This is a genomic window from Vibrio sp. QJM3NY_15 (genome assembly GCF_057785995.1).
This window is the reverse complement of sequence record NZ_CM173517.1, coordinates 1,406,804-1,427,530: the sequence shown is the minus strand read 5'-3', so window position 1 is coordinate 1,427,530 and position 20,727 is coordinate 1,406,804. Positions and strand designations below refer to the sequence as shown.

Here is a 20,727-nt window from a genome sequence, read left to right as displayed (position 1 = left end):
GTCGAATACAAACCGTATGTATAGAAACGGCTGTTAAAAACGTCCCCATAAAAGCCGCTATTAGAACTCGTACTGGAAGTAAACCGTGTTGTAGTTACTGCCGCCTTTGATACGACCAAACTGAGAGGCGTTTTCAAAGATCGCAGAACGATGATGTAACGAGTAGCCAAACCACAAGTTGTTCAAGTCGTTCTTACCGATTAAGTCGCCGACGTTCACATCAAATGAGAAGTCTAAGTAATTCAACAGGTGGCTCGCGGTATACCCTTTACGGTCCATCTCCGAGCCTTCGATATAGGTAATCGAATCGATGTAAGACATACCTTCTGCCACACCAACACGCCACTGAGTTGGCCAATCAAAGGTGTAGTAGGCTTTGATTGCAATGATGTATTCAGTACTGCTGGATTGAACGTCTGAACTCCAGTGGTGCGCGATACCCGGCGTTAGGTAGATATCCAACGGGAAGCCAAAGATTTCATCGGTTAATGGGTGGCCATAGAAGAACGAAGTAAGTTGGTTGTTGTATTCGTCTTTCTCGGCGTTGAACTTCATGATGTCGCCAATGTTTGATGGCGTTGCCCAACCGTGTGCCACACGCAGATAAGGTGCATTGCTTAGCTTAGGTTTCGGCGCTTTCTCTTTATCATTAAAAAAGCCGAATCCGAAGTAGAGTTCACCTTGGTAACGGTCTTCAATAATTGATGAATCGTAGGCGTTGTCATCCAATCGAGTTACACTGGTTGAACCCAATAAGTACAAGTTCGAAACCACATGGTAACGCGCTTCTACACCAACATTAAGGTCGACACCTGCGCCAATGGTTTCGCCCGCAGCAGAATAGTATTCACTGTTGAAATCGGCACTTTTGTAACGCAACGTAGCGCTCGGAGAAAACTCCCAGTCACCGGTTTCATACTTAGCTTTTGCACGCAGGTTACCGTGGAAGTTGTATTCACTGTCACTCATAATTTCCGTTTCGACGCCCCATTGCTCATCAAGTTGATAAGTAAATTGAGCACCGAAATCGGCGGTATCACCTTCAATGGCGTTTTGCTCTGAAGCTGGGATATCAATAAAACGCATACGAGAAATAGCGTTCAGTGACCACTTTTCATCATCGGCTTGATAGAGGTATGCGCCCATTTCAGTGCCGTCGATAAATACGTAATCGTTCTTGAAGAACAACATCGGCACAAACGAGTTAACCGATTGGTCACCACCAGACGTGTCGTAAGGAATGCTCGCAGTACGGAACATTGCGGCAATGCCCCATTCTTGCTCTTCAGCAGCCCACGCCACGCTATTACCTAGAAAAGCGTTACCTAATAAAACCGCCCCATACGAAATGAGCTTCGGTGAAAATTTGTGCTTCATTCTTGTGTCATTGCTCTTTGTAATAAATATTGTGTTACTGAATAGACATTTATTGGCCATGCCAGCCAACTAATTTTAGGTTTGATCGACATTGACCGTTACAATGTAGAATATTCTCGGTTAAATGAAAGTATTGTGAAAGTCTCAGAATTACAAAACATTATAGACCACTTACCCAATGATTCCGACCCAGATATCGTTATGGGCGAGGAATGGCTGCCAGAGCGATTGGTCAATACAAAGTTAGACGGTGAGCTGCTGTTTATGGAGTTCGATAATGCCCCTGAAGAAAACCAAGGGGACGACGAAGGCCGTGGCTTTGTTGAGCACGAGATAGCTATGATTCGAGAAAAGCTTGAACAGTTGTTAGACGAGCCTTCCGATACCAAGACTAAAGCCGATGCCCTATTGGCAATATTTCTAATGGGTCATGAACTTTCTAGCTCAGAAGTTATCGAAGTTCTTGAAACAACAGAAGCTGAGATGGCTGAGTCTGAGGTTATGGAGCTCGAGGAAAATGAGGCTGGTATGGCGCTACCGGCAACATCTGCGCTCGAAATTAACGAGCCTCAAACACCAGAACTCGAAACCTCTGCTCTTGAAACGAAACATCTCAACGACTCACCTCCAACGATTTAGGAACCGCATTGAAACGCTCGACGACATCACCTCTCCCCTTATTGCTTGCTGGCCCAATTTTAAGAAAAACCACCGCAACTGAGGTGGTACTCTGGATAGTCACCAGCGCCCCACTTTCGGGCACAACTCAACTATTCAATGCAGAGCAAGAGACGCCTTTTTATTCGTCATCACTTGATGAGCAAGAGTCGATTCAGGTCGGCACACACGCTTGGGTCACCTTGATTCATTTACAGGGTGAGTTCCCCACAAACGTTCCGTTGGAATATCAAATAGAGACTGAGCAAGGTTCAATCACTGAGCTGGCTCCGCATTTGATTTACAAGGACACGCGAACCAACAACGACAGTTCTCGAATCGAATTTAAGATATCGACCACTGCTGACTACATTTTGCATGGCTCTTGTCGTAACCCACACCATCCGAGCAAAGACAGCCTAGTCGCAGCAGACAACAAAATCGCAAATCAAACGGTACTTGAACGACCGGATATGTTGATGATGAGCGGCGACCAAATCTACGCTGACCATGTAGCAGGCCCAACGCTGGATGCCATTCAGCAAGTGATTCAGTTGCTTGGTCTGATTGGTGAAGCATTACCAACGGATTCACAGGTTAACCAAATCAATAGCAGCGATGCCTTGTTTGAGAGCGAATATCACCTCTACCAACGCCATCACCTACTGCCACACCACAACACTTCGGATTCACTGCTCGATAAGTTATTCCCTAAACGCGGGATTCCTATATTTAGCTCGACCGATTGTGAGAACCACTTAGTCACCTTGTCTGAATTCATAGCGATGTACTTGTTGGTTTGGTCTCCTACCTTGTGGCAATGCATCAACCGTGAACGATTAATCGAAAATGATTTCAAGCAGGCCGATCGTCAATTAACACCTGCCGAGCAACAACAGTGGCGTGACGAGAGCGTTATCATTGATGACTTCGTCGCAGGCTTGCCACAAGTGCAGCGACTGTTCGCCCATATTCCGACTTACATGATCTTCGATGACCACGATGTCACTGATGATTGGAACTTAACAGTAGGTTGGGAACATGCCGTCGATCAGAATCGCTTTGCGACTCAAGTGATTGGTAACGGCCTTGCTGCTTATTGGATGTGCCAAGGCTGGGGTAATGCGCCAGAGAAGTTCAGCCCTGAATTTATTGAGCAGACCAAACAGCTTTTCTCTCCGGTGGTTAGCAGTAACGAAAGCGAAAGCAGTGTCGAAGATAATGGTGAAAGCTATGTCGAAAATAATGGCAAAAACAACGGCGTTCTCAGTAAGAATATCGATCCCCAACAGCACCAACAATATTTAGAGATGATCGACCGCTTTGAAGAGTGGCATTACACCATCAACACGTCACCAAAAGTGATTGTGTTGGACACTCGGACACGTCGTTGGCGATCAGAGTCCCGTATGAACAAGCCATCGGGTTTGATGGACTGGGAAGCGCTGACGGAATTTCAGCATCAATTGATTAATCAAGAAAAGGTGGTGATTGTTTCTGCTGCGCCAATGTTCGGCGTTAAGTTCATTGAAACACTACAAAAGATGGCGACTACAATAGGTAAGCCATTGATGATTGATGCTGAAAACTGGATGGCACACCCAGGCAGTGCTAACACGCTCATCAGTATCTTTACCCACACCAAAACGCCCACCAATTTCGTGGTGCTTTCTGGTGATGTTCACTATTCGTTTGCCTATGACATTAAGCTTAGGTATCGCCGAAACAGTCCGAACATCTACCAGATTACTTGTAGTGGTATCAAAAATCAGTTCCCTGCTCCATTGCTTAAATTCTGCGATGTGTGTGACCGATTATTGTATAGCCCGCGCTCAGTTCTTAACTATTTCACAAAGCGAAAGCGCCTAAGAATAGAGAAACGTAGCCCTGACAATCAGACCTTTTATCGCCTTTCAAACCGCAGTGCCATTGGTGAGTTAAGGTTAGATAGAGACGGGAAGCCACAGTCAATCACGACACTCAGTGGCGACGGTAAAATTACCCGTTTCCCTGAACCAGGTTAATAAAGTGTTCCTTATTGCTGGCCTCTTCGTAATGTCAGTTTTAAGTAAAGACGCTTGCGATCACACTCTGTAGGCCCAATAGTAATAATATTCACCATAACTGGAATGCTCTTATGTTTAACTCACTTACCTCGTTATTTAAACAATTAGTTGAAGGCTCTGATTTGGGTAAAACACCTACCGCCTCACCTAACTTAGCTATCGCCAGCTTGTTATGCGAAGTGGCCGGTGCAGACCACGCGATCAACGAATCAGAACAAGAAGCCAAGCTTCACTTACTACAACGTTTGTTGAACATAACAGAAGAAGAATCCAAAGCCTTATTGGCACAAGCTGAGCCTCAAGTTGAACAATCTGTTTCTCTGTACGATTTCACTTCTCAACTGCGAGAACTTTCGCAGCCAGTTCGCATAGACTTGATTAGAGCTATGTGGGAAGTCGCGCATGCCGATGGAGAGATTGACCCACTTGAAGATTCAGTAATTCGCAAAACAGCAGAACTGCTTTACGTTGACCACAAAGACTTCATCAAAAGTAAATTAAGCGTTCTGGGCGAAGATTAGACTCTCAATGGAATCAGCAGCGACGGCTCAATAAACCGTCGCTTATGGATTTGATGAGCCAGAATCAAATTGATTTAAGCTGAACTATTATCTACAAGCTTGCTTAAAGAACGGGATATGAATTAGCGAAGAGATCGCCCGTAGAGAATGCCTTTCAGTTCCAGAATTTTCCCATCTTTAGTTACGTAAGCACCGCGCTGATCTGAAACCATCACGCTACGCTTATTGCTGTGGTGCTGAATAAAAAGATTCTTCACGTTGAAGGCCTGCTGCCCGTACGCCTGGTCTTGTTCAATCTGATAGAAATAGTAGTGATTGCCCCAGCGCAAGAAGACACCAAAAAACTGCTTGGTTTGCACGACTTGGCCGTCGATATCATAACCAACATAACGCATCTTTGAACGGCCATTCTTCAGATCCAGCGTCAGCACTTCATAACCGACGTTTTCATAGATACCCTCAAACTGATAAGCCCTTCGGGTCATCACACCGGAAATGACACCAAACAGAAAAATAGCGGACAAGGTAACCACGATAGGTAACCAAAACTTACGCTTCATCGACCGTTCCTTCTGTTGCTTGGTTTATTCCCAGCCTATTAAATGGTTCGATCTCATAAAGCCCAACTTGCGCATCATTGCAGTGCGTCAATTCAAAGCTTGAGCTGATGTCTTTCCAGCCACTTTGGTTCAATATCACCACCTGTATGGCGCCGCAATCAACACCCATACGATGCAGGTATATTGCTTCGACTCCAGGTTCAGCAATCGATGTTAAATCTTCCACCAGCATCGAATCCAAGTTGACGCTGTCGTGGTACACCGCAATCCCATTAATAGACGTTTTCTCCATAAAAAAACCAAGGAAAGACAACACCACGACCAACAACGCGCTCACCGCAATACCAGCCGTTAACGGCACAACATAGAGTTTGTTTTTGCCATTAACTAGATTAAGTAATGAGGGACGCTTAGAAAAAGGCATCTCTATAACGTCGGAAACTTCGGTAGGATCTTTCACTACTTGTGGAGCGCTGCTAATTTCTAGTCGCTCTGGGGCTCTATCGCTAGGGTTATTGATAAGCTCAGTCACTTGAGCCTCACCTTTATCTGGTGAAATAAAGCAATATCCTTCTTTTTGGACCGTGACAACTTTGCATTCCGAACCGACTGCTTTAAGCGCGGTACGAACGTTTTTAATTGCGACGTTAAGAGAACTGCTTGTTACCACTCTACCCGGCCAACAATGCTTTAGGAGGAACTCTCGCCCTATGGTTTGTGAACAATTATCCATCAAGTGCTTTAAAATTAAACATTCTGATGGGGATAAGGTCACATGCTTATTTAAAGACAGGTTAAGCAGCTGTCGATTTTCAAGTTCAATAACCAAGCTATATTCTTGTATTTTATTATTATTCATAAGGTGAGTTAAATGCATTGAATAAACTCACCCTAGAATAACATGGGAATTTATTTTATTTCAAAATCATAACGCGAGTTTAAAACCAAGTTCGCTGATATTGACACTAGCAAACCCTAATTTAACGGCATTAAGTTCATTAGCAATTTCAAGTGCATGTTGTTCATCTCGTGCTAATACAGCAATCGAATAGATAGGTCTGATCATCGCCATTTGATTAGCTTGAGCTTCTGCAATCGCTTGGTTTTTTAAATAGGCCGAAGTAATAACGCCTTGAGAACTCCAGTCCACCACTTTTTGCAAATCAACGCTGATTACTTTGTCTGCAATTAATTGGTCTTCCGGCTCTTTCCAAGATAACTCAATCGCATAATTTTTAAACGCAACTTCAGTATCTAACCACTTACTCCCGATGTCCCTCACCTCTGTTATTTCTGCTAACTCTTTAAATTGAAGAGGAAGATTACCAATAACACGTCGAACTTCTTCTTCGCTATCTGCTTCCATTACAAATTTAATGATTGGAAATGCTTGATCGCCAATAAAGCTTTCAGAGATAAACATATCGTGAATTAGCCCTGCATCAATCAGATTAGCAAACGCCTTTTTCTGAGTAGGCATGGCATCGAATACCGCTTGGGCGTCTTGTGTTTTCCATGCAACGGAAACGCCATAAGCCGCAGAATAACTGCTGACAGAGAACAAAAAGCTAAAAAGAACTAAAAACAATCGTGGTACATATTTCATTTAAACAAACTCTCAATTAGTGGCGAATAACTTCGTAAAGATTAGGATCGGCAGTCACACCCTTAATATCGAGTGCAGGCAGTTGTTTTCTCATCACAGAGATAGCGTCGATAAAATGCTTCTGGCTTTCCCAATTGGCAACGTTCACATACAGGTAGGTGGCATCAGCGCTTAGTGAGCGGTGCAGCGTGGTAGAGATGTATCCTGGTTGTTCAATGAGTACGTCCCTAGCGCTTTCCCAATACGCTAACGTTTCAGTTTCTTTACTAGTTTCAACTGAGAAGGTGTTAATAAGTACAACGGGCTGGGCTAAAACTAAGGGGCTCACACTCAACAAACTCAACGCAATGGCTCGTTTAATCAAACTCTTGATGTTCTTCATTTCGTTCTCCGTGGGTTAGATTCGACCACGCTAACAGAGATAAAACCGCCATCAAGAGCAGTACGAACGATTTAATATTAATTAAATCGATACGTTATTATTAATATTAAACATTCGGTGAGCATATTCATAACACACGCCAGATAAATATAATAAATCGAATAACACTAATAATGGAATATCGTATGAGCCAAGAAATAATACAAAATAGAATAAACAAACACGAGAATAACAAAGTCGATTCACTGCACTGGGCAATGTTGTGTGCTGTTATGATGACCTTAACGCTTGGGTTTATATCAAGCCGATTACTCCCCTTCCCAGATAAATACCCAACAATATTAATACATCAGATTTCTGGGTCTGTTGTTTTGGTGTTGATCAACATACTGATTGCAAGAATGCTCGCTAAACCGAAAAGAGGTGAACGTCGATTTACCATCCCTAGAGTAGTTCAACTTATTCAGGCGGTAACACTGACCTTTATTGCGGTATCGGGTTTAAGTATCGCATTAATTGATACACCGATATTCAGTGTTTACTCATGGGTATTTAGTGAAGGGGCAACAAAAAGAGAGATGGTTAGCCTATTGTTTTTTATTCATGCGACTGCAATTAAAGTGTTCATGTCGTTGGTAACGTTACATGTGCTAGGCGCGATAAAGCATCACTTTTTCGATAAGGGTGATAAGTTAAAAAACATGCTTGGTAAGTAATTAGGTTGAATTAGGTACTAGGTTAAATAAGGAAACAGGCTGAATAACAATTTAGATTGGATAACTAGAATCGAAAGTTTGATTTACTTGTCATCTTTCCTTGAATAACAAAAAAGCCACCTAGTTTTTCATACAGATACTCAGATCATATAGAGACTTAGAAGGTGGCTTTTTGTTGTCTGTTGTTCTTTTCAGAGACCGAACGCTTTTAAAGGCTAAAGCATCGTCAATGTCAGTTTCGCGAGGTTGTAAGCATCGACATAACCCGAGTGCTGACGACCTTCCCACTCAATGTTCTTAGCTTCTTGAGCGGCGCGATGTCCGATGCGTTTCTCTTTAAGGCGGTTTTGAACGCGATAAAGTGTGGCGATATTCAAGAACTCGCTAAACGGCGGTTCGATGCCTTTCTCTATACATTCTTTATGTAAGATAAGGTCATCACGTCCCCAGGCGGCATAGATTTTCTTTGGGCCACCGAAGTTCTTAATCATCGATTTAATCACCGATTCTAAAGGGCGACCCTGCTTTTCTATCTTGCGAGGTGTTATACCTGTTAGCTCCGCACAAAACAGAGAGACTTCGTCTTTTTCAGGCTTAACGTAATATTGCGCGCGCTTCACGATGGTTCCAGATACAAGATCGATCTCAGCAAGACCCACTTCAATGATCTCTCCTGTTGTTCCTACACCATCTTTGCTCCAACAGCACATTTCTAAATCGAAACATACCACTCGATTGTGATTCATACGTCGCCCAATTTTTTCATCAAAAGTTTTTTGAAATTGTACATGAGCCCAATAAAGAACTCGACCCCAGTTGCACCAAGTGCTCATTTAGCCTGCAATTGTGACTCTATTTCGGCCATTTGACTTACTTTGGTAGAGCATGCTGTCCGCTTTTTGCATGATCTCTTCAGAGTCCTCACTGTCTCGAATAGCTGCACCGATACTCAAGGTACAACTTAACTGTCGACCTTTTTGTTCACAATGAGAGTGACTTACGGTGTTGATAATACACTCTAAGTAACGATTCAGAGCTTCATGGTTTGAGATGCTAGAAATAATGCAAAACTCATCACCACCTAAGCGGAACAGATCGTCCCCTTCTTTCAGGTTCACCGAGATCAACTTGATGACATGAATAAGCAAAGCATCACCCGCTGGGTGACCGAACTGGTCGTTAATGCCTTTAAACTTGTCGATATCAAACCCAACGAGACTAAAGGGCTGGTTTCGCTCAATGGCTTTGTCTAGCTTCTTATTGAAAGCGCGTCGGTTATAAATTTCCGTCAGGCTGTCGTGATCAGCTAAGAAGCGAAGTTCTTCAGTCCGCTTATTCAGCATTCGATACAAACGCTCTTTCTCTCTGATTTGCATGTTAACGATATACGCCAACAACAATGAGATGGTTGTACCAACCAATGCGATGCCTGTTAACACCAAATAGCCATAAAAAGAGATGCATGAATCTATCTTGTACTCAACCTTCCAGTCACGGTTGGTCAGTGCGATTGTCTTGGTTATGTGGTGCCCAGATACCGCGTCATAGCCATCAGTTTCGAACAAGATTGGTGAATCTTCCGCTTCGAATCCAGTATCGGTAACACGAACATAAACATCCATATCGCCCACCGCTGACGCCAGCAGATTTTCAAAGTAATACGTGGTGCGAACTACGCCAATCACAACACCGAGTAAATTGTCGCTTTCGCCTTCAAACACAGGGTGATAAACCAACATGCCACTCTTTGGTGTCTCTTGTTCTAAGCCATCTTGTATCAAGCGAACCTTGTCTGAAATATTCGCTTCGCGTGTCTGTTTAATGTTTTCTAAGACAAGCTTAAATCGCTCGCGAGAAGAGTAAAAACCGAGGACTCTATCGTTCGCTGGGGTATTGGGAAAGATATCGCTGGCGATAAAAGCTGGCTCGCCATCTAAGATGTAGCCATAGGTTTTTGCTTCATGCTTCGGGATGGTGAATAACTTATAGAATGGGTACTTTTCTTCCATTTTAGCCGTGTGTTCAGCAATCTCATCTACTGACACTTTTTGCATCCACTGCAAACCGATTAGACTCTTTGAATCGTTAATGGTTTGCTGAGCAAAACGGTCGAATTTATCCCAGTTATCGGGATCATTGGAATAGAAAAAATTAGCGCCTGAACCTATGTAAGCCACATCATTGCCGATAAATGCTTCCAAGCTCAGGGTCTGATGATTAGCAAAACTATTCAAATTCATATTCAGTGCGCGATTTTGGTTCAGCGCGACTAAGATAAAACACAACACAGTAATCAAAAAACTGACCGCAAATACGACCAATGGGAGAGTTCGTCTCTTCAACCCTGTTAATGGGTCGGTGGTGTGAGGCATATAGGTTCCAAATAGGCTCTAATGAGTTGAAAGTATATAACGGAAGAGAATCGTGCTCCATTTCTGTTTAGTCTTAAAACTGACATAAAACGGGCATAGTTTACCTCTCGCTTACATCAGAGACCAATATTCAGACAAATCTCGGCTAAATTTCAAGCTAACACGCCAAAAACCCACTTAATCGAAAACATTAAATACCACTCTTAAGCCTTGAATATGCTAGTATCCACCCATATTTATAGCTTGAAAGTGACCGTTTCGGACTTGCGCCGATGAGTTTCTTTCCAACCTGTATATTCCTTTAAACCGATGAATATACCGTTAAATCAATTTTAAAGAGAAATCACTATGATCGTTGATTTGAACCTAATCCCACAGACGTTTGATATGCTTCACGCAGGCTTAACTGCATCAAGCGTTTTACTACTGTTAATTGCCGTTTCTCGTAAAACCAAAGTGGTTGAGAAAGTCGTAGAAAAACCAGTAGAAAAGATCGTTGAAGTTGAAAAGCAAGTTGAAAAAATTGTCGAAGTAGAGAAAGTTGTTGAAGTTGAAAAAGTGATCGAGAAAGTCGTTGAAGTTGAATCTAAGCTAGCAACAGCACCGACAGATTCTGCAATGCAACTTCTGTCTATCATGCAACAAGAAGCGCGTTTAATCGATTTCCTAAAAGAAGACCTGACTTCGTTCTCTGATGAAGAAGTTGGTGCAGCAGCACGTGTTATTCACACTGGCGGTAAAAAAGTACTAGCAGACTACGTAACGCTTTCTCACATCCGCACAGAAGATGAAGAAACGCGCATCACGGTTGTTGAAGGCTTCAACCCACAAGAAATTCGCCTAACAGGCAACGTAACGGGCAATGCACCGTTCAATGGCACATTAGTTCACAAAGGTTGGAAAGCAACTGACATGAACCTGCCTAAGCTTGCTGAGAATTACGATGCATCTGTGATTGCACCGGCAGAGGTGGAGCTATAATGGAACACCAAAATCAGGCGCCTAAGTTCAGTGTTGGTATCGATTTAGGTACCACACACTGCGTTTTGTCTTACATCGACACAACCAATGAAGATGCTCGTGTAGAGGTGATGCAAATCCCTCAGCTAACGGCACCTGGTACAGTAGAAACTCGCAGCCAACTTGGCTCGTTCCTATACCAGCCACACGAACATGAAATGAATGCGGGTTCTCGCGTTCTACCTTGGTCTTCTGAGCCTAAAGCATTGGTTGGTGCTATTGCGCGTAACCTTGGTTCTAAAACCCCTATCCGCTTGGTCGCAAGTGCTAAATCTTGGCTATGCCACGGTGGTGTGAACCGTCGTGATGCGTTCCTTCCTGCAGGTAGCCCTGAAGAAGTTGAAAAAGTATCTCCGCTTAAGACAACTGAGTTGTACCTTGAGCACCTAAAAGATGCTTGGAACCACGCTAACCCAGAACACAAACTGGCAGACCAAGATGTAACGATCACCGTTCCAGCTTCGTTTGATCCTGCGGCTCGTGACCTAACGGCTGAAGCTGCACGTAATGTTGGTTTCACTCACCTGACGCTTCTTGAGGAACCACAAGCGGCTCTTTACAGCTGGATTGATAACAGCAACGATACATGGCGTGATGAAGTGAACGTTGGCGACATCGTTCTTGTTGTTGATATCGGTGGTGGCACGACTGACCTTTCGTTGGTTGAAGTAACACAAGATGAAGGCAACCTAAGTCTGAACCGTATCGCAGTAGGTGAACACATCCTACTTGGCGGCGACAACATGGACTTAGCGTTAGCTTACCGTCTGAAAATGAAACTGGCTCAAGAAGGCAAAGAACTGGCTCCTTGGCAGGTTCAAGCGATGACTCATGCGTGTCGTGATGCGAAAGAAGCATTGCTTAATGATGCTGAGCTTCAATCTGTGCCGATCGTTGTTCCAAGCCGTGGCTCTAAGCTACTTGGCGCAACACTGAAAACAGAACTGACTCAGCAAGAAGTACAACAAACATTGGTTGACGGCTTCTTCCCACAAGTCGCTGTAACGGATCACCCGGTACAGAAAACTCGTGGTGCACTGACTCAAATGGGTCTGCCTTACGCTCAAGACGCAGGTATTACTCGTCACATTGCCGCATTCCTTTCTAAGCAAGCGAACGCGCTTTCAGGAAACAGCGAAACGGCTCAGCAAGATTTCAACCCATTTGCAAACATGCCAGGTATGCCCGGTACAGAAGCGCAAGGGTCAGAAGCGCCAGCAGCAGACTTCATCAAACCAACAGCGGTACTGTTCAATGGTGGTGTTCTAAAATCTAACCTACTTGCTGATCGTCTTTCAGACACGATCAATGAATGGCTAATTAATGCAGACGCAGAATTCGCTAAACAGCTTTCAGGCTTAGACTTAGACCTAGCGGTTGCGAGTGGCGCTTCTTACTACGGCGCAGTTCGTCGTGGCCAAGGCGTTCGCATCCGCGGTGGTATCGCTTCTTCTTACTACGTAGGAATTGAGAGCGCGATGCCAGCAATCCCAGGTATGGCTCCTCCGATGGAAGCTCTGTGTGTTGCACCATTTGGTATGGAAGAAGGCTCAAGCGTTCAAGTTCCTAGCCAAGAGTTTGGTCTAGTGATTGGCCAGCCTGTTCACTTCCAATTCTTCGGTTCAACAACACGTCGTGAAGATGAAGCGGGTACGCACCTTGATCACTGGGCTCCAGAAGATCTAGATGAGCTTCCTGAAATCCAAGTGACACTGCCTGTTTCTGAAGGTCGTCGCGAAGGTGAAGTGGTTCCGGTGACTTTAGCGTCTCGTGTTACTGAATTAGGCACGTTATACCTAGAAGCGATTGCCACTGACAATGGTCAGAAATGGCACGTTGAGTTCGACGTTCGTGAAGATACGAATAGCGACTCAAACGAACAAGCATAATGAATCAACGGCACCTTAACGGGTGCCGTTACTTTATCAATGCGATTCCCTAGCCCTGTATTAAAAACATTCCAAAGACAATAATAAGACCAAGACTATCCATTAACTGGTCATCACTTTGGCAGAATAAGGTTTTGTATGGCATCTCCTCGTTTTTTAGTCGGCATTGACTTAGGCACAACCAACACTGTGGTTGCCTACTGTGAAATCAACGACGACCTACAACATGCTCCCGTTTCTCTTTTCGATATTGACCAACTCATCGGCCCCGGTGAAGTGGTTCGCAAGCCGCTACTTCCATCATTTCGTTATCATCCCGCACAAGGTCAGATCTCTCCTTCCGATCTCACTATGCCTTGGGAACCGAGCTTGGTTGAAGGTGATATTCAAAACGTCATCGTTGGTGAGTGGGCTCGCGAACTGGGCGCAAAAGTTGAAGGCCGCCAAGTATCCAGTGCTAAGAGCTGGTTATCTCACCAAGCGGTTGATCGTAACTCCGACATTCTGCCTTGGGCAGGCGCAACTGACGTCGATAAGGTGTCTCCTGTTGTCGCAAGCGCAAGCTACCTGAACCACATCCGTCAAGCATGGAACTACCGTAACCCAAGCAACAAGCTTGAAGACCAAGACGTTGTGGTAACTGTTCCCGCTTCATTCGATGAGACAGCACGTAAGCTGACACTCGAAGCGGCAGAACTGGCGGGCTTAGGTAAGATTCTGTTACTCGAAGAGCCGCAAGCCGTTTGTTATGACTGGTATGCCCGTCACCAACAAACCGCTGCAGATGAACTTCAACAGATCCCGCTGATTCTAGTGTGTGATGTTGGTGGCGGTACTACCGATTTAAGTTTGATCGAAGCTAGCTTCAACTCAAGCAATGGCGATGACCAAGAACTCGCACTCGACCGTATCGGCGTTGGTGAGCACTTGATGCTAGGGGGTGATAACCTCGATTTAGCCCTTGCTCACCTTGCAGAGCAACGCTTTAATCAAAACAAAAAGTTGAATGCGTCTAGCCTAACCAAACTGATTCAACAAACTCGCGCCGCAAAAGAGAGCCTGCTTTCCGCTAATGCGCCAGACGATGTGAAGATCACCATGCTGGGCAGCGGTTCAAAACTGCTTGGCGGTACGAAGAGTATTGGTTTAACCAAGCAAGAAGTTCATCAGATTGCTCTGGAAGGTTTCTTCCCACTTTCTGAGTTTGCTGAAGTGCCAGACAAACGCCGCAGCGCGGTGGTTGAGTTCGGCCTACCCTACGCAGCAGATCCTGCGGTAAGTAAGCACGTTGCCGAATTCCTAGCGACACACCAGCAAGTATCAAAAGCGGCACTAGAGAAATCTGGCACAATCGAATTTGATGACACAAAACCGGCGATTCCTGTTGGTGTACTACTCAACGGTGGTGTGTTCAACAGTGAGCTGGTAACAGAGCGAATTACTCAGCTACTGGGCAATTGGAACGGTTCTCCGATTACAGTGCTCGATAACCCTCATCCAGATTGGTCTGTAGCCCTTGGTGCAGTAGCTTTTGGTAAAGCACGTCGTGGTGCACAACTGAAAATCGGTGGCGGTGCGGCTCGCTCTTACTTCTTACATCTACAAGAAAAGAACAAAATGGGTAAAGCGCTTTGTCTGCTTGCCAAAGGGACTGAAGAAGGCCAAGAAATACGTTTGAACAGCCGTCGTTTCTCACTGACTTTGGGTGAGCCGGTACGTTTCAATCTACTGACTTCAACGCACGATCAAATTGCTCATGACACCGCCATTCAAAATGGTGTGATGGTCAATGTCGATGCTGACTTGTTTTCCCCTCTTCCACCTTATATTTCTACGCTGGAAGGGTCTGGTACTGCAGAGCTTCAAGCTAACCAAAAGGAGCGCGTTGAAGTATTGCTCGCTTGTCAATTAACCGAAGTCGGCACATTGAAAATGGAGTGTGTGAGTACGGAAGATGACACCAATCGTTGGTTGCTTGAGTTCGAAGTCAGAAACAAGCAAGGCGAAGAATCCGACAACTCTAAACTTCATCCAAGATTGGATGAGTGTAAGGAGTTGATTTCTCGTCTGTACAGCGGCAACAAGAAAAGTGCTGAGTCTAAAGAGATCAAAACGCTTGCCAAAGATCTTGAGAAACGACTTGGTAAGCGCGAAGAGTGGGACTTTACTACTCTCCGTCACCTGTTTGATTCGTTCTCATTAGGTCGAAAACGACGTCGTCGCTCTGAAGCACACGAGAAAAACTGGCTCCGTTTAGCGGGTTACTCTATGCGACCTGGCTTTGGTGATCCAACCGACTCATGGCGTATTGAACAAATTTGGGGGCTATACCAACAAAACATCCAATTCCAGAACCATCAAGGTTGGACAGATTGGTGGGTATTCTGGCGCCGTGTTGCGGGTGGCCTGAATCAAGAGCAGCAAGAAACCATCTTGGCTGATATCGCGAAGTACCTTCACCCAGGTGCAATGAAGAACCCTAAAACGGCTAAAGATGCACAAGACAATGGTTATGAAGCCATGGTGAGATTGGCAGCATCACTTGAGCAACTTGAAGTGGAAGACAAGGTTCTATTAGCGACTTGGTTCTTAAGCAAAGCGATTAACCATAATCAGTTCGAACAAGCTCACTGGTGGGCTCTGGGTCGCTTAGCGTCTCGCACACCTTTGTACGGAAGCCAACACAGCGTCATTCCAAGAGAGCAAGCAGAACAGTGGTTACCAAAGCTGCTTGACCAGAATTGGCAGAAAGAGCAAATGATTGCCTTCGCGGCTGTGATGATTTGTCGTAAGACGGGTGACCGACAGTTCGATATCTCTGATGACTACCGTGCTCAGGTTCTTGAAAAATTAAAGCAAAGCAAGGTGCCAGAGTCTTGGCTAACGCTAGTAAGTGAAGTCACTGAGCTTTCTGAGAGCGAGTCTAAGCGTGTGTTTGGTGATGCACTGCCAAGCGGCTTAAGCCTGATCAATAGCTAGCATTCAAAACAATTAGCTTTCGTTGTTAATGAGTAAAGAAGCTAACGAGAAAAGAAAAAGCCACTTTCGGTTCGTTGAAAGTGGCTTTTTTATTGGTGGCTTAAGGCTGGTATGTTTAATCGACTTATAGCTTTTTGGTTAAGAGCCTTAGCCGTGTTGCAGTTAATCATTATTAATGTTTCGTTCCGGTTGGGTTAATAGGAAATTCGGTGTTTTCATAGATGTCTGATAACTTTTTCGGTTTCTTCTCTTTCTCTCCATTCTTAGATTGATTATGAGTTTCGCTTAAAAGCCATTGCTCATGCATTTTTGCCGAATCCAGAAAATCCGGATCCTCCATTGCTTCCTTGCGAAGTTTATTTACACGTTCGAGAGTATCCCAAATCATAATACTTCACCTCCACTAAGGCAGTACTATAAAGATAACCCAAACCCACAAAACTTCAACTAAGCCAATGAGATAGCGATCTCAATTTCGAAAATTACCAACTCTGAGCTAACGAAAACCCTCATCAGAAATCGACTTCAAATAACGTGTATTTACCAATGATCTTCGACGATCTTTAGGTACAAAAAAGCGAGCACTAGGCTCGCTTTTCTACAGCTATACATACGTTCTAAAGCTTAAGCTCGGTTACCAATTTTAACGGTGCCGTTTGTTGCAAACCAAAGTGCTTCTGAACGACGGCGACCTAGCAAAATTGGGCCATCATCGTAGAACAAAAAGTTCTTCCAGTGTTTCTTAAAAACTGACCACTTAGTTTCGAGAATGTTATATTTTTCATAACAAAAATAAACAGTTACGTCATCTTGCCAATCAATAAAGTTAAGGATCTCTTCTGGCATTTCAGGCTCATCGGCTTCCCAATTTGCCATCCAGCTGATCTCTTCGTTCCAGTTGGATGCCTTGCTCGGCCAGTCTTGCGAACTTAGTCTTTCAGCGTCCGGGCTTTGAGGGCTTACGTTCTCTTTCCAAAACTGAGACGCCCTTGCCTGTGTCATTGGTTTAATCTTTTCCAAGTCCTCTGCCGGTAATGGCATCGACTGGTGAGTAAAAATCCATTTTCTTTGGTATTCGTCCAAAGTTGTATATGACATCAAAATTCCTCAAATTTCTTCTTAGGCTTATGGATTACCATGCCTATATGCTCTTTTTGATACAGTGACGGTTTCATTTTATCTATGTTCGTCACTGCCTCTAAATCTGTATTTACGTTTAATTGATACTTACACGTAATGACTCTTGGTATCTAAACAGCGCGCCTATCTTCCCAGTTTGGGTTAACTAGCGCAGTCAGTATATGGTCTTCCCATTTACCGTTGATCTGCAAATAATCTTTGGCAAAGCCTTCACGAACAAAACCTAAATGTTCTAACACACCAGCGCTACGCTCATTATGAGGCATATAACCCGCCATCAAACGATGCATGTTCTGAACATCAAACATATAGTCCTTTGCCATGCTTAAGCCTCTGCGCATGTAACCGTGGCCTTGTGCACTTTCAGCAAGCGAATAGCCCACGTTACACGCATAGAAAGGGAATCGAGACAGATTACTGAATGAAATGGTGCCCAACATTTCGTTAGTGTCATCATTAACAAGCAAACAGTAATAACCTAGCCCCATTTTATGAAGTTCGTTTAGCTTAATCAGGCGCTGCGCCCAACCCGTTCTATCAAAAAACGCATCTTCACGAATTGGTTCCCAAGGCTTAAGGTACTCTCGGTTAGTTTGAAAGTAATCACTGATCATGTTCGCATCGTCTATCTCAGCGGTACGTAGAATCAGGTTTCCATCGCGCTTATAAATGCGTTCTGGTGTGCTCAAATCTTCCATAATCATGTTCTTATTCGATCAGTTCTTTCTGATACCGTAATCGCGAAGTTTGTTCGCAATTGAGGTGTGAGAAACATTCAGACGTTTTGCTAACTTACGGCTCGATGGGAACGACTGATACAGCTTCTCTAGAATCTGCGACTCGTAGTCTTTCATGATTTCATCGAGTGAACCGTCTAAGCTTAAGTTCGCCATTCCTGCCGTCATAGTTTCTAGTTGAGGCAAGTGGAACTGCTCAACGGTTAACGTGTCTGAATCCAGCTCAGTCAAGGCACGCAGCACCATGTTATCAAGTTGACGGATGTTGCCCGGCCATTGGTAGTTCCCTAACTGATCGATAAGTTCTACCGTCAGCTTTGGCTTTAACATGCCCAATTGCTGTGCGTATTTTGCGACAAAGAGTTCCAACAAAGGCGCTACGTCGTTTGAGCGTTCACGCAGTGCCGGAATAGACAGAGTCAAAACGTTTAAACGGTAGAACAGATCTTCACGGAATGAACCTGAGTCGGCTAATTCAGAAAGACGATGACGTGTTGACGCGATAATACGTACATCGGCGTGCATCTCTTCTTCTTCGCCCACGCGTCGGAATGAACCATCTTGTAGGAAACGCAACAGTTTGATTTGAAGATGCGGGCTCATTTCGCCGATCTCATCTAAAAATACTGTGCCGCCATTCGCTTGTTCGAAAATGCCTTTATGACCTTGTTCATGATTGAATGAACCCGGAGCATGACCAAACAGCTCAGTTTCAGCCACGTCATCAGGCATTGATGCACAGCTTAGAATCAAGAATGGGAAAGACGCTCGGTTCGAACGGTTATGACACGCTTTAGCCAACATCTCTTTGCCCGTACCTGTGTCCCCTTCAATAAGTAGAGGCTGATCCAGCATAGCCAATTTCTTAGCTTGGCTGATCAAGGCTTTATGGCGATTAGAGACACCAACAAAGTGTTCAAAACCTAGGTTGTTCTGTTCAGGGATTGAATCTGGCGAGTTCATCTCTTGATTACAAGAACGAATCGTCATTACTGCGCTCGCCAGTACCGCTTCGTTAACGTCGCCGCCAAGATAAATCGGTAGTATCTCGATAGAGAAGTCCAAACCTTCTAACACCACGACTTCACGATGGCGCGTTACATCACCTTCGATCCAGCGAGCAAAGTTAAAGCTAGGCACAAACGTCGCTAGCGGCTCACCGATGACTTCGTCTTCTTGCTTGCCGAATAGGTTCAATGCAGCGTGGTTCGCCATGTCGACTGAGCCTTTAAGGTCAATCGCAATCACGGGGTCTGGCAGGTTAGCCAACAGAGCAATCAGCTCGGTATTATGCCTTTCGCTCGGCATAAATTGGATTTTACGTACATCCTTCACACCTGAAATTCGGCGAATTTCAGCCATAAGTTCACTAAAAGCATCAAAATTAATATCAGGGCAGTTTAGGTAAATAATGCCTTTAACATCAATTTCGATTCCTCTTAAATCAATGCTTTTTGAGGCCAAGATATCGAGCAACTCACGCGTTAAGCCGAGTCTGTCTTCACACAATACTTCAAGACGCACAAATAGTCCTATTATAGGTGTCAGGATAAGTTGACAGTAGTGTGGATTAAGCTCTGAGTTCAGTCAAGAAGAAGAGTAAACATATGTTTACTCTTCTTCTCAAACTATTGAGCTTTCAATGCTTTATTTGAGAGTGATACGCTTTATTTCAGAAAGGACGGCTTTGCGGAGGTCTGATAGTTTTACTTTTCGGTCATTGTGCCAAGGCATAGGTCGAAGCAATGACATAGCTTTCAGGCCAAGTCGTGCAGTAAGAATACCAACACCAAGACCTTGCCCTGCTCTTGCTGAGACTTTACCCGCAAGATCCATCGAGACTAAGTCCATACTCGCATCAATCGCCAGCTCACTCGCCCCTGCCGCTGCCATGTTGATTAACACCAACTTGAACAACTTAATACGAGACCAATAGCCAAGCTCAATGCCATAGACGTCGGCAAGCTTGTCTATCATAGTGAAATTACGCCACGCCACCAGCAACATATCTGCTGCCGCCAATGGGCTCACAGCAACCAAAGCCGCGGATTCCGTCGAGAACTTAGTGACGATTTGAGTAGCGACCTTATCTTGCTGACTCACGACCAACGCATCGTACATATCCAACACTTCAGCATCGCTGTGCGCCGGATTAATGCTATTTCGCCACTTATCGTACGAAGGAGACTCAGCAACTATACCGCCCTGCTTGGCAATGTTTTCACAGAACGCTTTGCCTTTACCAACACTCTGGCTTTGTAACAGTTCTTCACTCTGCTCTTGCACACTGAAATGGTCTTTCAGCGAACGCAGCTTCCACAACTCTTTGCCTATTGCGCCTAAACCTAATGAAGCAATGGCAGCGATAAAGCCAGCCCAGCCTAAAGCTAGCCAGTCAGCGGTTTGAATAGCAGTAATGACAGAGTCAATCGCTTGCCAGCCCACCAGACCGGAGAAAGCGACCAGTAAACCCGTTCCAAACCACTTCTTCTTTTTGCTCGGTCGAATCACTTGTTCCAATTGCAGCTCAGCGTCACCATCAAGGTCGGTTTCCACTTGTGGCGCGACGGGTACAAACTTCTCTTGTTCCGTGAATAGCTTTTGAGCACCCAAATCAGGGGTAACTTCATTCTTATCAAGCTCATCGAACGAGGTCTTCAACGGTTCATCAAAGACCTGCTTTGTTTTTAATTCACTCATTTTGA

General features: G+C 44.6%; 18 protein-coding genes and 2 pseudogenes. 8 read left to right on the top strand and 12 right to left on the bottom strand.

The genetic code is table 11. The features are described 5' to 3' along the window. Positions 1-60: 60 nt before the first annotated feature. Positions 61-1,377 (bottom strand): MipA/OmpV family protein, encoded by a 1,317-nt coding sequence (locus AC3CKG_RS06345; RefSeq protein ID WP_102296247.1) that lies wholly within the window; start codon positions 1,375-1,377, stop codon positions 61-63. 81 nt (positions 1,378-1,458) lie between these two features. On the opposite strand from AC3CKG_RS06345, the gene AC3CKG_RS06340 reads away from it, so the two are divergent. The 4 genes and pseudogenes from AC3CKG_RS06340 (at position 1,459) to AC3CKG_RS06325 (ending at position 4,621) form a co-directional block, all read left to right on the top strand. Next, entirely contained in the window at positions 1,459-2,016 is a 558-nt protein-coding gene (locus AC3CKG_RS06340; RefSeq protein ID WP_076671553.1) for a VC1380 family protein, read from the top strand. Positions 2,017-2,024: 8 nt separating this feature from the next. Further along, positions 2,025-3,212, top strand: a pseudogene (locus AC3CKG_RS06335) (alkaline phosphatase family protein); the annotation flags it as partial. Positions 3,213-3,308: 96 nt separating this feature from the next. Next, positions 3,309-4,058, top strand: a pseudogene (locus AC3CKG_RS06330) (alkaline phosphatase D family protein); the annotation flags it as partial. A gap of 113 nt (positions 4,059-4,171) precedes the next feature. Next, entirely contained in the window at positions 4,172-4,621 is a 450-nt protein-coding gene (locus AC3CKG_RS06325; RefSeq protein ID WP_099166768.1) for a tellurite resistance TerB family protein, read from the top strand. A 122-nt stretch (positions 4,622-4,743) separates the two neighbouring features. Here the strand turns inward: AC3CKG_RS06325 and AC3CKG_RS06320 are convergent, their stop codons facing one another. From AC3CKG_RS06320 to AC3CKG_RS06305, 4 genes are read right to left on the bottom strand one after another with little or no spacing between them, the layout of a single operon-like run. Beyond that, positions 4,744-5,181, bottom strand: a complete 438-nt coding sequence (locus tag AC3CKG_RS06320) for a hypothetical protein (protein ID WP_102561187.1) — start codon at positions 5,179-5,181, stop codon at positions 4,744-4,746. Then, positions 5,171-6,058, bottom strand: coding sequence for a winged helix-turn-helix domain-containing protein (locus AC3CKG_RS06315; RefSeq protein WP_488529008.1), 888 nt, complete (start codon positions 6,056-6,058; stop codon positions 5,171-5,173). Before AC3CKG_RS06315 ends, AC3CKG_RS06320 begins: the two co-directional genes overlap by 11 nt. A 48-nt stretch (positions 6,059-6,106) precedes the next feature. Further along, positions 6,107-6,787, bottom strand: a complete 681-nt coding sequence (locus AC3CKG_RS06310; protein ID WP_102525697.1) for a hypothetical protein — start codon at positions 6,785-6,787, stop codon at positions 6,107-6,109. Between the two features lie 16 nt (positions 6,788-6,803). Next, positions 6,804-7,160, bottom strand: coding sequence for an antibiotic biosynthesis monooxygenase family protein (locus AC3CKG_RS06305; RefSeq protein WP_029223381.1), 357 nt, complete (start codon positions 7,158-7,160; stop codon positions 6,804-6,806). Between the two features lie 194 nt (positions 7,161-7,354). On the opposite strand from AC3CKG_RS06305, the gene AC3CKG_RS06300 reads away from it, so the two are divergent. Next, on the top strand, positions 7,355-7,885 hold the full coding sequence (locus AC3CKG_RS06300) for a cytochrome b/b6 domain-containing protein (RefSeq protein WP_017109701.1): 531 nt from the start codon (positions 7,355-7,357) through the stop codon (positions 7,883-7,885). A 215-nt stretch (positions 7,886-8,100) separates the two neighbouring features. Here AC3CKG_RS06300 and AC3CKG_RS06295 read toward each other — a convergent pair whose 3' ends face one another. Next, positions 8,101-8,631: a 3'-5' exonuclease gene (locus AC3CKG_RS06295; protein ID WP_017109700.1), complete on the bottom strand. Its 531-nt coding sequence runs from the start codon at positions 8,629-8,631 to the stop codon at positions 8,101-8,103. 87 nt (positions 8,632-8,718) lie between these two features. Then, positions 8,719-10,257 carry a sensor domain-containing diguanylate cyclase gene (locus tag AC3CKG_RS06290; RefSeq protein WP_488529007.1) on the bottom strand — a complete coding sequence of 513 codons (1,539 nt, stop codon included), beginning with the start codon at positions 10,255-10,257 and terminating at the stop codon, positions 8,719-8,721. A 348-nt stretch (positions 10,258-10,605) separates the two neighbouring features. Here AC3CKG_RS06290 and AC3CKG_RS06285 point away from each other — a divergent pair, with 348 nt between their 5' ends. The 3 genes from AC3CKG_RS06285 to AC3CKG_RS06275 all read left to right on the top strand — a co-directional run bounded on the left by AC3CKG_RS06285 (position 10,606) and on the right by AC3CKG_RS06275 (position 16,145). Continuing rightward, the gene (locus AC3CKG_RS06285; RefSeq protein WP_017108190.1) at positions 10,606-11,238 is read left to right on the top strand and encodes a DUF2760 domain-containing protein; all 633 of its coding nucleotides are present in this window, start codon (positions 10,606-10,608) and stop codon (positions 11,236-11,238) included. Further along, the gene (locus tag AC3CKG_RS06280; RefSeq protein ID WP_372251197.1) at positions 11,238-13,166 is read left to right on the top strand and encodes an Hsp70 family protein; all 1,929 of its coding nucleotides are present in this window, start codon (positions 11,238-11,240) and stop codon (positions 13,164-13,166) included. The genes AC3CKG_RS06285 and AC3CKG_RS06280 overlap by 1 nt, the downstream gene beginning before the upstream one ends. 138 nt (positions 13,167-13,304) lie before the next feature. Then, positions 13,305-16,145: an Hsp70 family protein gene (locus tag AC3CKG_RS06275; RefSeq protein WP_488529005.1), complete on the top strand. Its 2,841-nt coding sequence runs from the start codon at positions 13,305-13,307 to the stop codon at positions 16,143-16,145. Positions 16,146-16,317: 172 nt separating this feature from the next. Here the strand turns inward: AC3CKG_RS06275 and AC3CKG_RS06270 are convergent, their stop codons facing one another. From AC3CKG_RS06270 to AC3CKG_RS06250, 5 genes are all read right to left on the bottom strand, one after another. Beyond that, positions 16,318-16,533 carry a hypothetical protein gene (locus tag AC3CKG_RS06270; RefSeq protein ID WP_017108192.1) on the bottom strand — a complete coding sequence of 72 codons (216 nt, stop codon included), beginning with the start codon at positions 16,531-16,533 and terminating at the stop codon, positions 16,318-16,320. Positions 16,534-16,769: 236 nt separating this feature from the next. Beyond that, positions 16,770-17,243, bottom strand: a complete 474-nt coding sequence (locus tag AC3CKG_RS06265) for a DUF2947 domain-containing protein (protein WP_029223379.1) — start codon at positions 17,241-17,243, stop codon at positions 16,770-16,772. A gap of 152 nt (positions 17,244-17,395) precedes the next feature. Continuing rightward, positions 17,396-17,983 carry a ribosomal protein S5-alanine N-acetyltransferase gene (rimJ, locus tag AC3CKG_RS06260; RefSeq protein WP_065103735.1) on the bottom strand — a complete coding sequence of 196 codons (588 nt, stop codon included), beginning with the start codon at positions 17,981-17,983 and terminating at the stop codon, positions 17,396-17,398. A gap of 18 nt (positions 17,984-18,001) precedes the next feature. Further along, positions 18,002-19,546 (bottom strand): transcriptional regulator TyrR, encoded by a 1,545-nt coding sequence (gene tyrR / locus AC3CKG_RS06255; protein WP_017108195.1) that lies wholly within the window; start codon positions 19,544-19,546, stop codon positions 18,002-18,004. Positions 19,547-19,669: 123 nt separating this feature from the next. After that, positions 19,670-20,722, bottom strand: coding sequence for a YcjF family protein (locus AC3CKG_RS06250; RefSeq protein WP_488529004.1), 1,053 nt, complete (start codon positions 20,720-20,722; stop codon positions 19,670-19,672). Positions 20,723-20,727: the final 5 nt, after the last annotated feature.

Coding starts and splice junctions, on each gene's coding strand:
- AC3CKG_RS06280 (WP_372251197.1), top strand. CDS start 11,238: ATGGAACACCAAAATCAGGCGCCTAAGTTCAGTGTTGGTATCGATTTA.
- AC3CKG_RS06295 (WP_017109700.1), bottom strand. CDS start 8,631: ATGAATCACAATCGAGTGGTATGTTTCGATTTAGAAATGTGCTGTTGG.
- rimJ (WP_065103735.1), bottom strand. CDS start 17,983: ATGGAAGATTTGAGCACACCAGAACGCATTTATAAGCGCGATGGAAAC.
- AC3CKG_RS06275 (WP_488529005.1), top strand. CDS start 13,305: ATGGCATCTCCTCGTTTTTTAGTCGGCATTGACTTAGGCACAACCAAC.
- AC3CKG_RS06250 (WP_488529004.1), bottom strand. CDS start 20,722: ATGAGTGAATTAAAAACAAAGCAGGTCTTTGATGAACCGTTGAAGACC.
- AC3CKG_RS06285 (WP_017108190.1), top strand. CDS start 10,606: ATGATCGTTGATTTGAACCTAATCCCACAGACGTTTGATATGCTTCAC.
- AC3CKG_RS06320 (WP_102561187.1), bottom strand. CDS start 5,181: ATGAAGCGTAAGTTTTGGTTACCTATCGTGGTTACCTTGTCCGCTATT.
- AC3CKG_RS06345 (WP_102296247.1), bottom strand. CDS start 1,377: ATGAAGCACAAATTTTCACCGAAGCTCATTTCGTATGGGGCGGTTTTA.
- AC3CKG_RS06265 (WP_029223379.1), bottom strand. CDS start 17,243: ATGTCATATACAACTTTGGACGAATACCAAAGAAAATGGATTTTTACT.
- AC3CKG_RS06290 (WP_488529007.1), bottom strand. CDS start 10,257: ATGCCTCACACCACCGACCCATTAACAGGGTTGAAGAGACGAACTCTC.
- AC3CKG_RS06270 (WP_017108192.1), bottom strand. CDS start 16,533: ATGATTTGGGATACTCTCGAACGTGTAAATAAACTTCGCAAGGAAGCA.
- AC3CKG_RS06325 (WP_099166768.1), top strand. CDS start 4,172: ATGTTTAACTCACTTACCTCGTTATTTAAACAATTAGTTGAAGGCTCT.
- AC3CKG_RS06310 (WP_102525697.1), bottom strand. CDS start 6,787: ATGAAATATGTACCACGATTGTTTTTAGTTCTTTTTAGCTTTTTGTTC.
- AC3CKG_RS06300 (WP_017109701.1), top strand. CDS start 7,355: ATGAGCCAAGAAATAATACAAAATAGAATAAACAAACACGAGAATAAC.
- AC3CKG_RS06315 (WP_488529008.1), bottom strand. CDS start 6,058: ATGCATTTAACTCACCTTATGAATAATAATAAAATACAAGAATATAGC.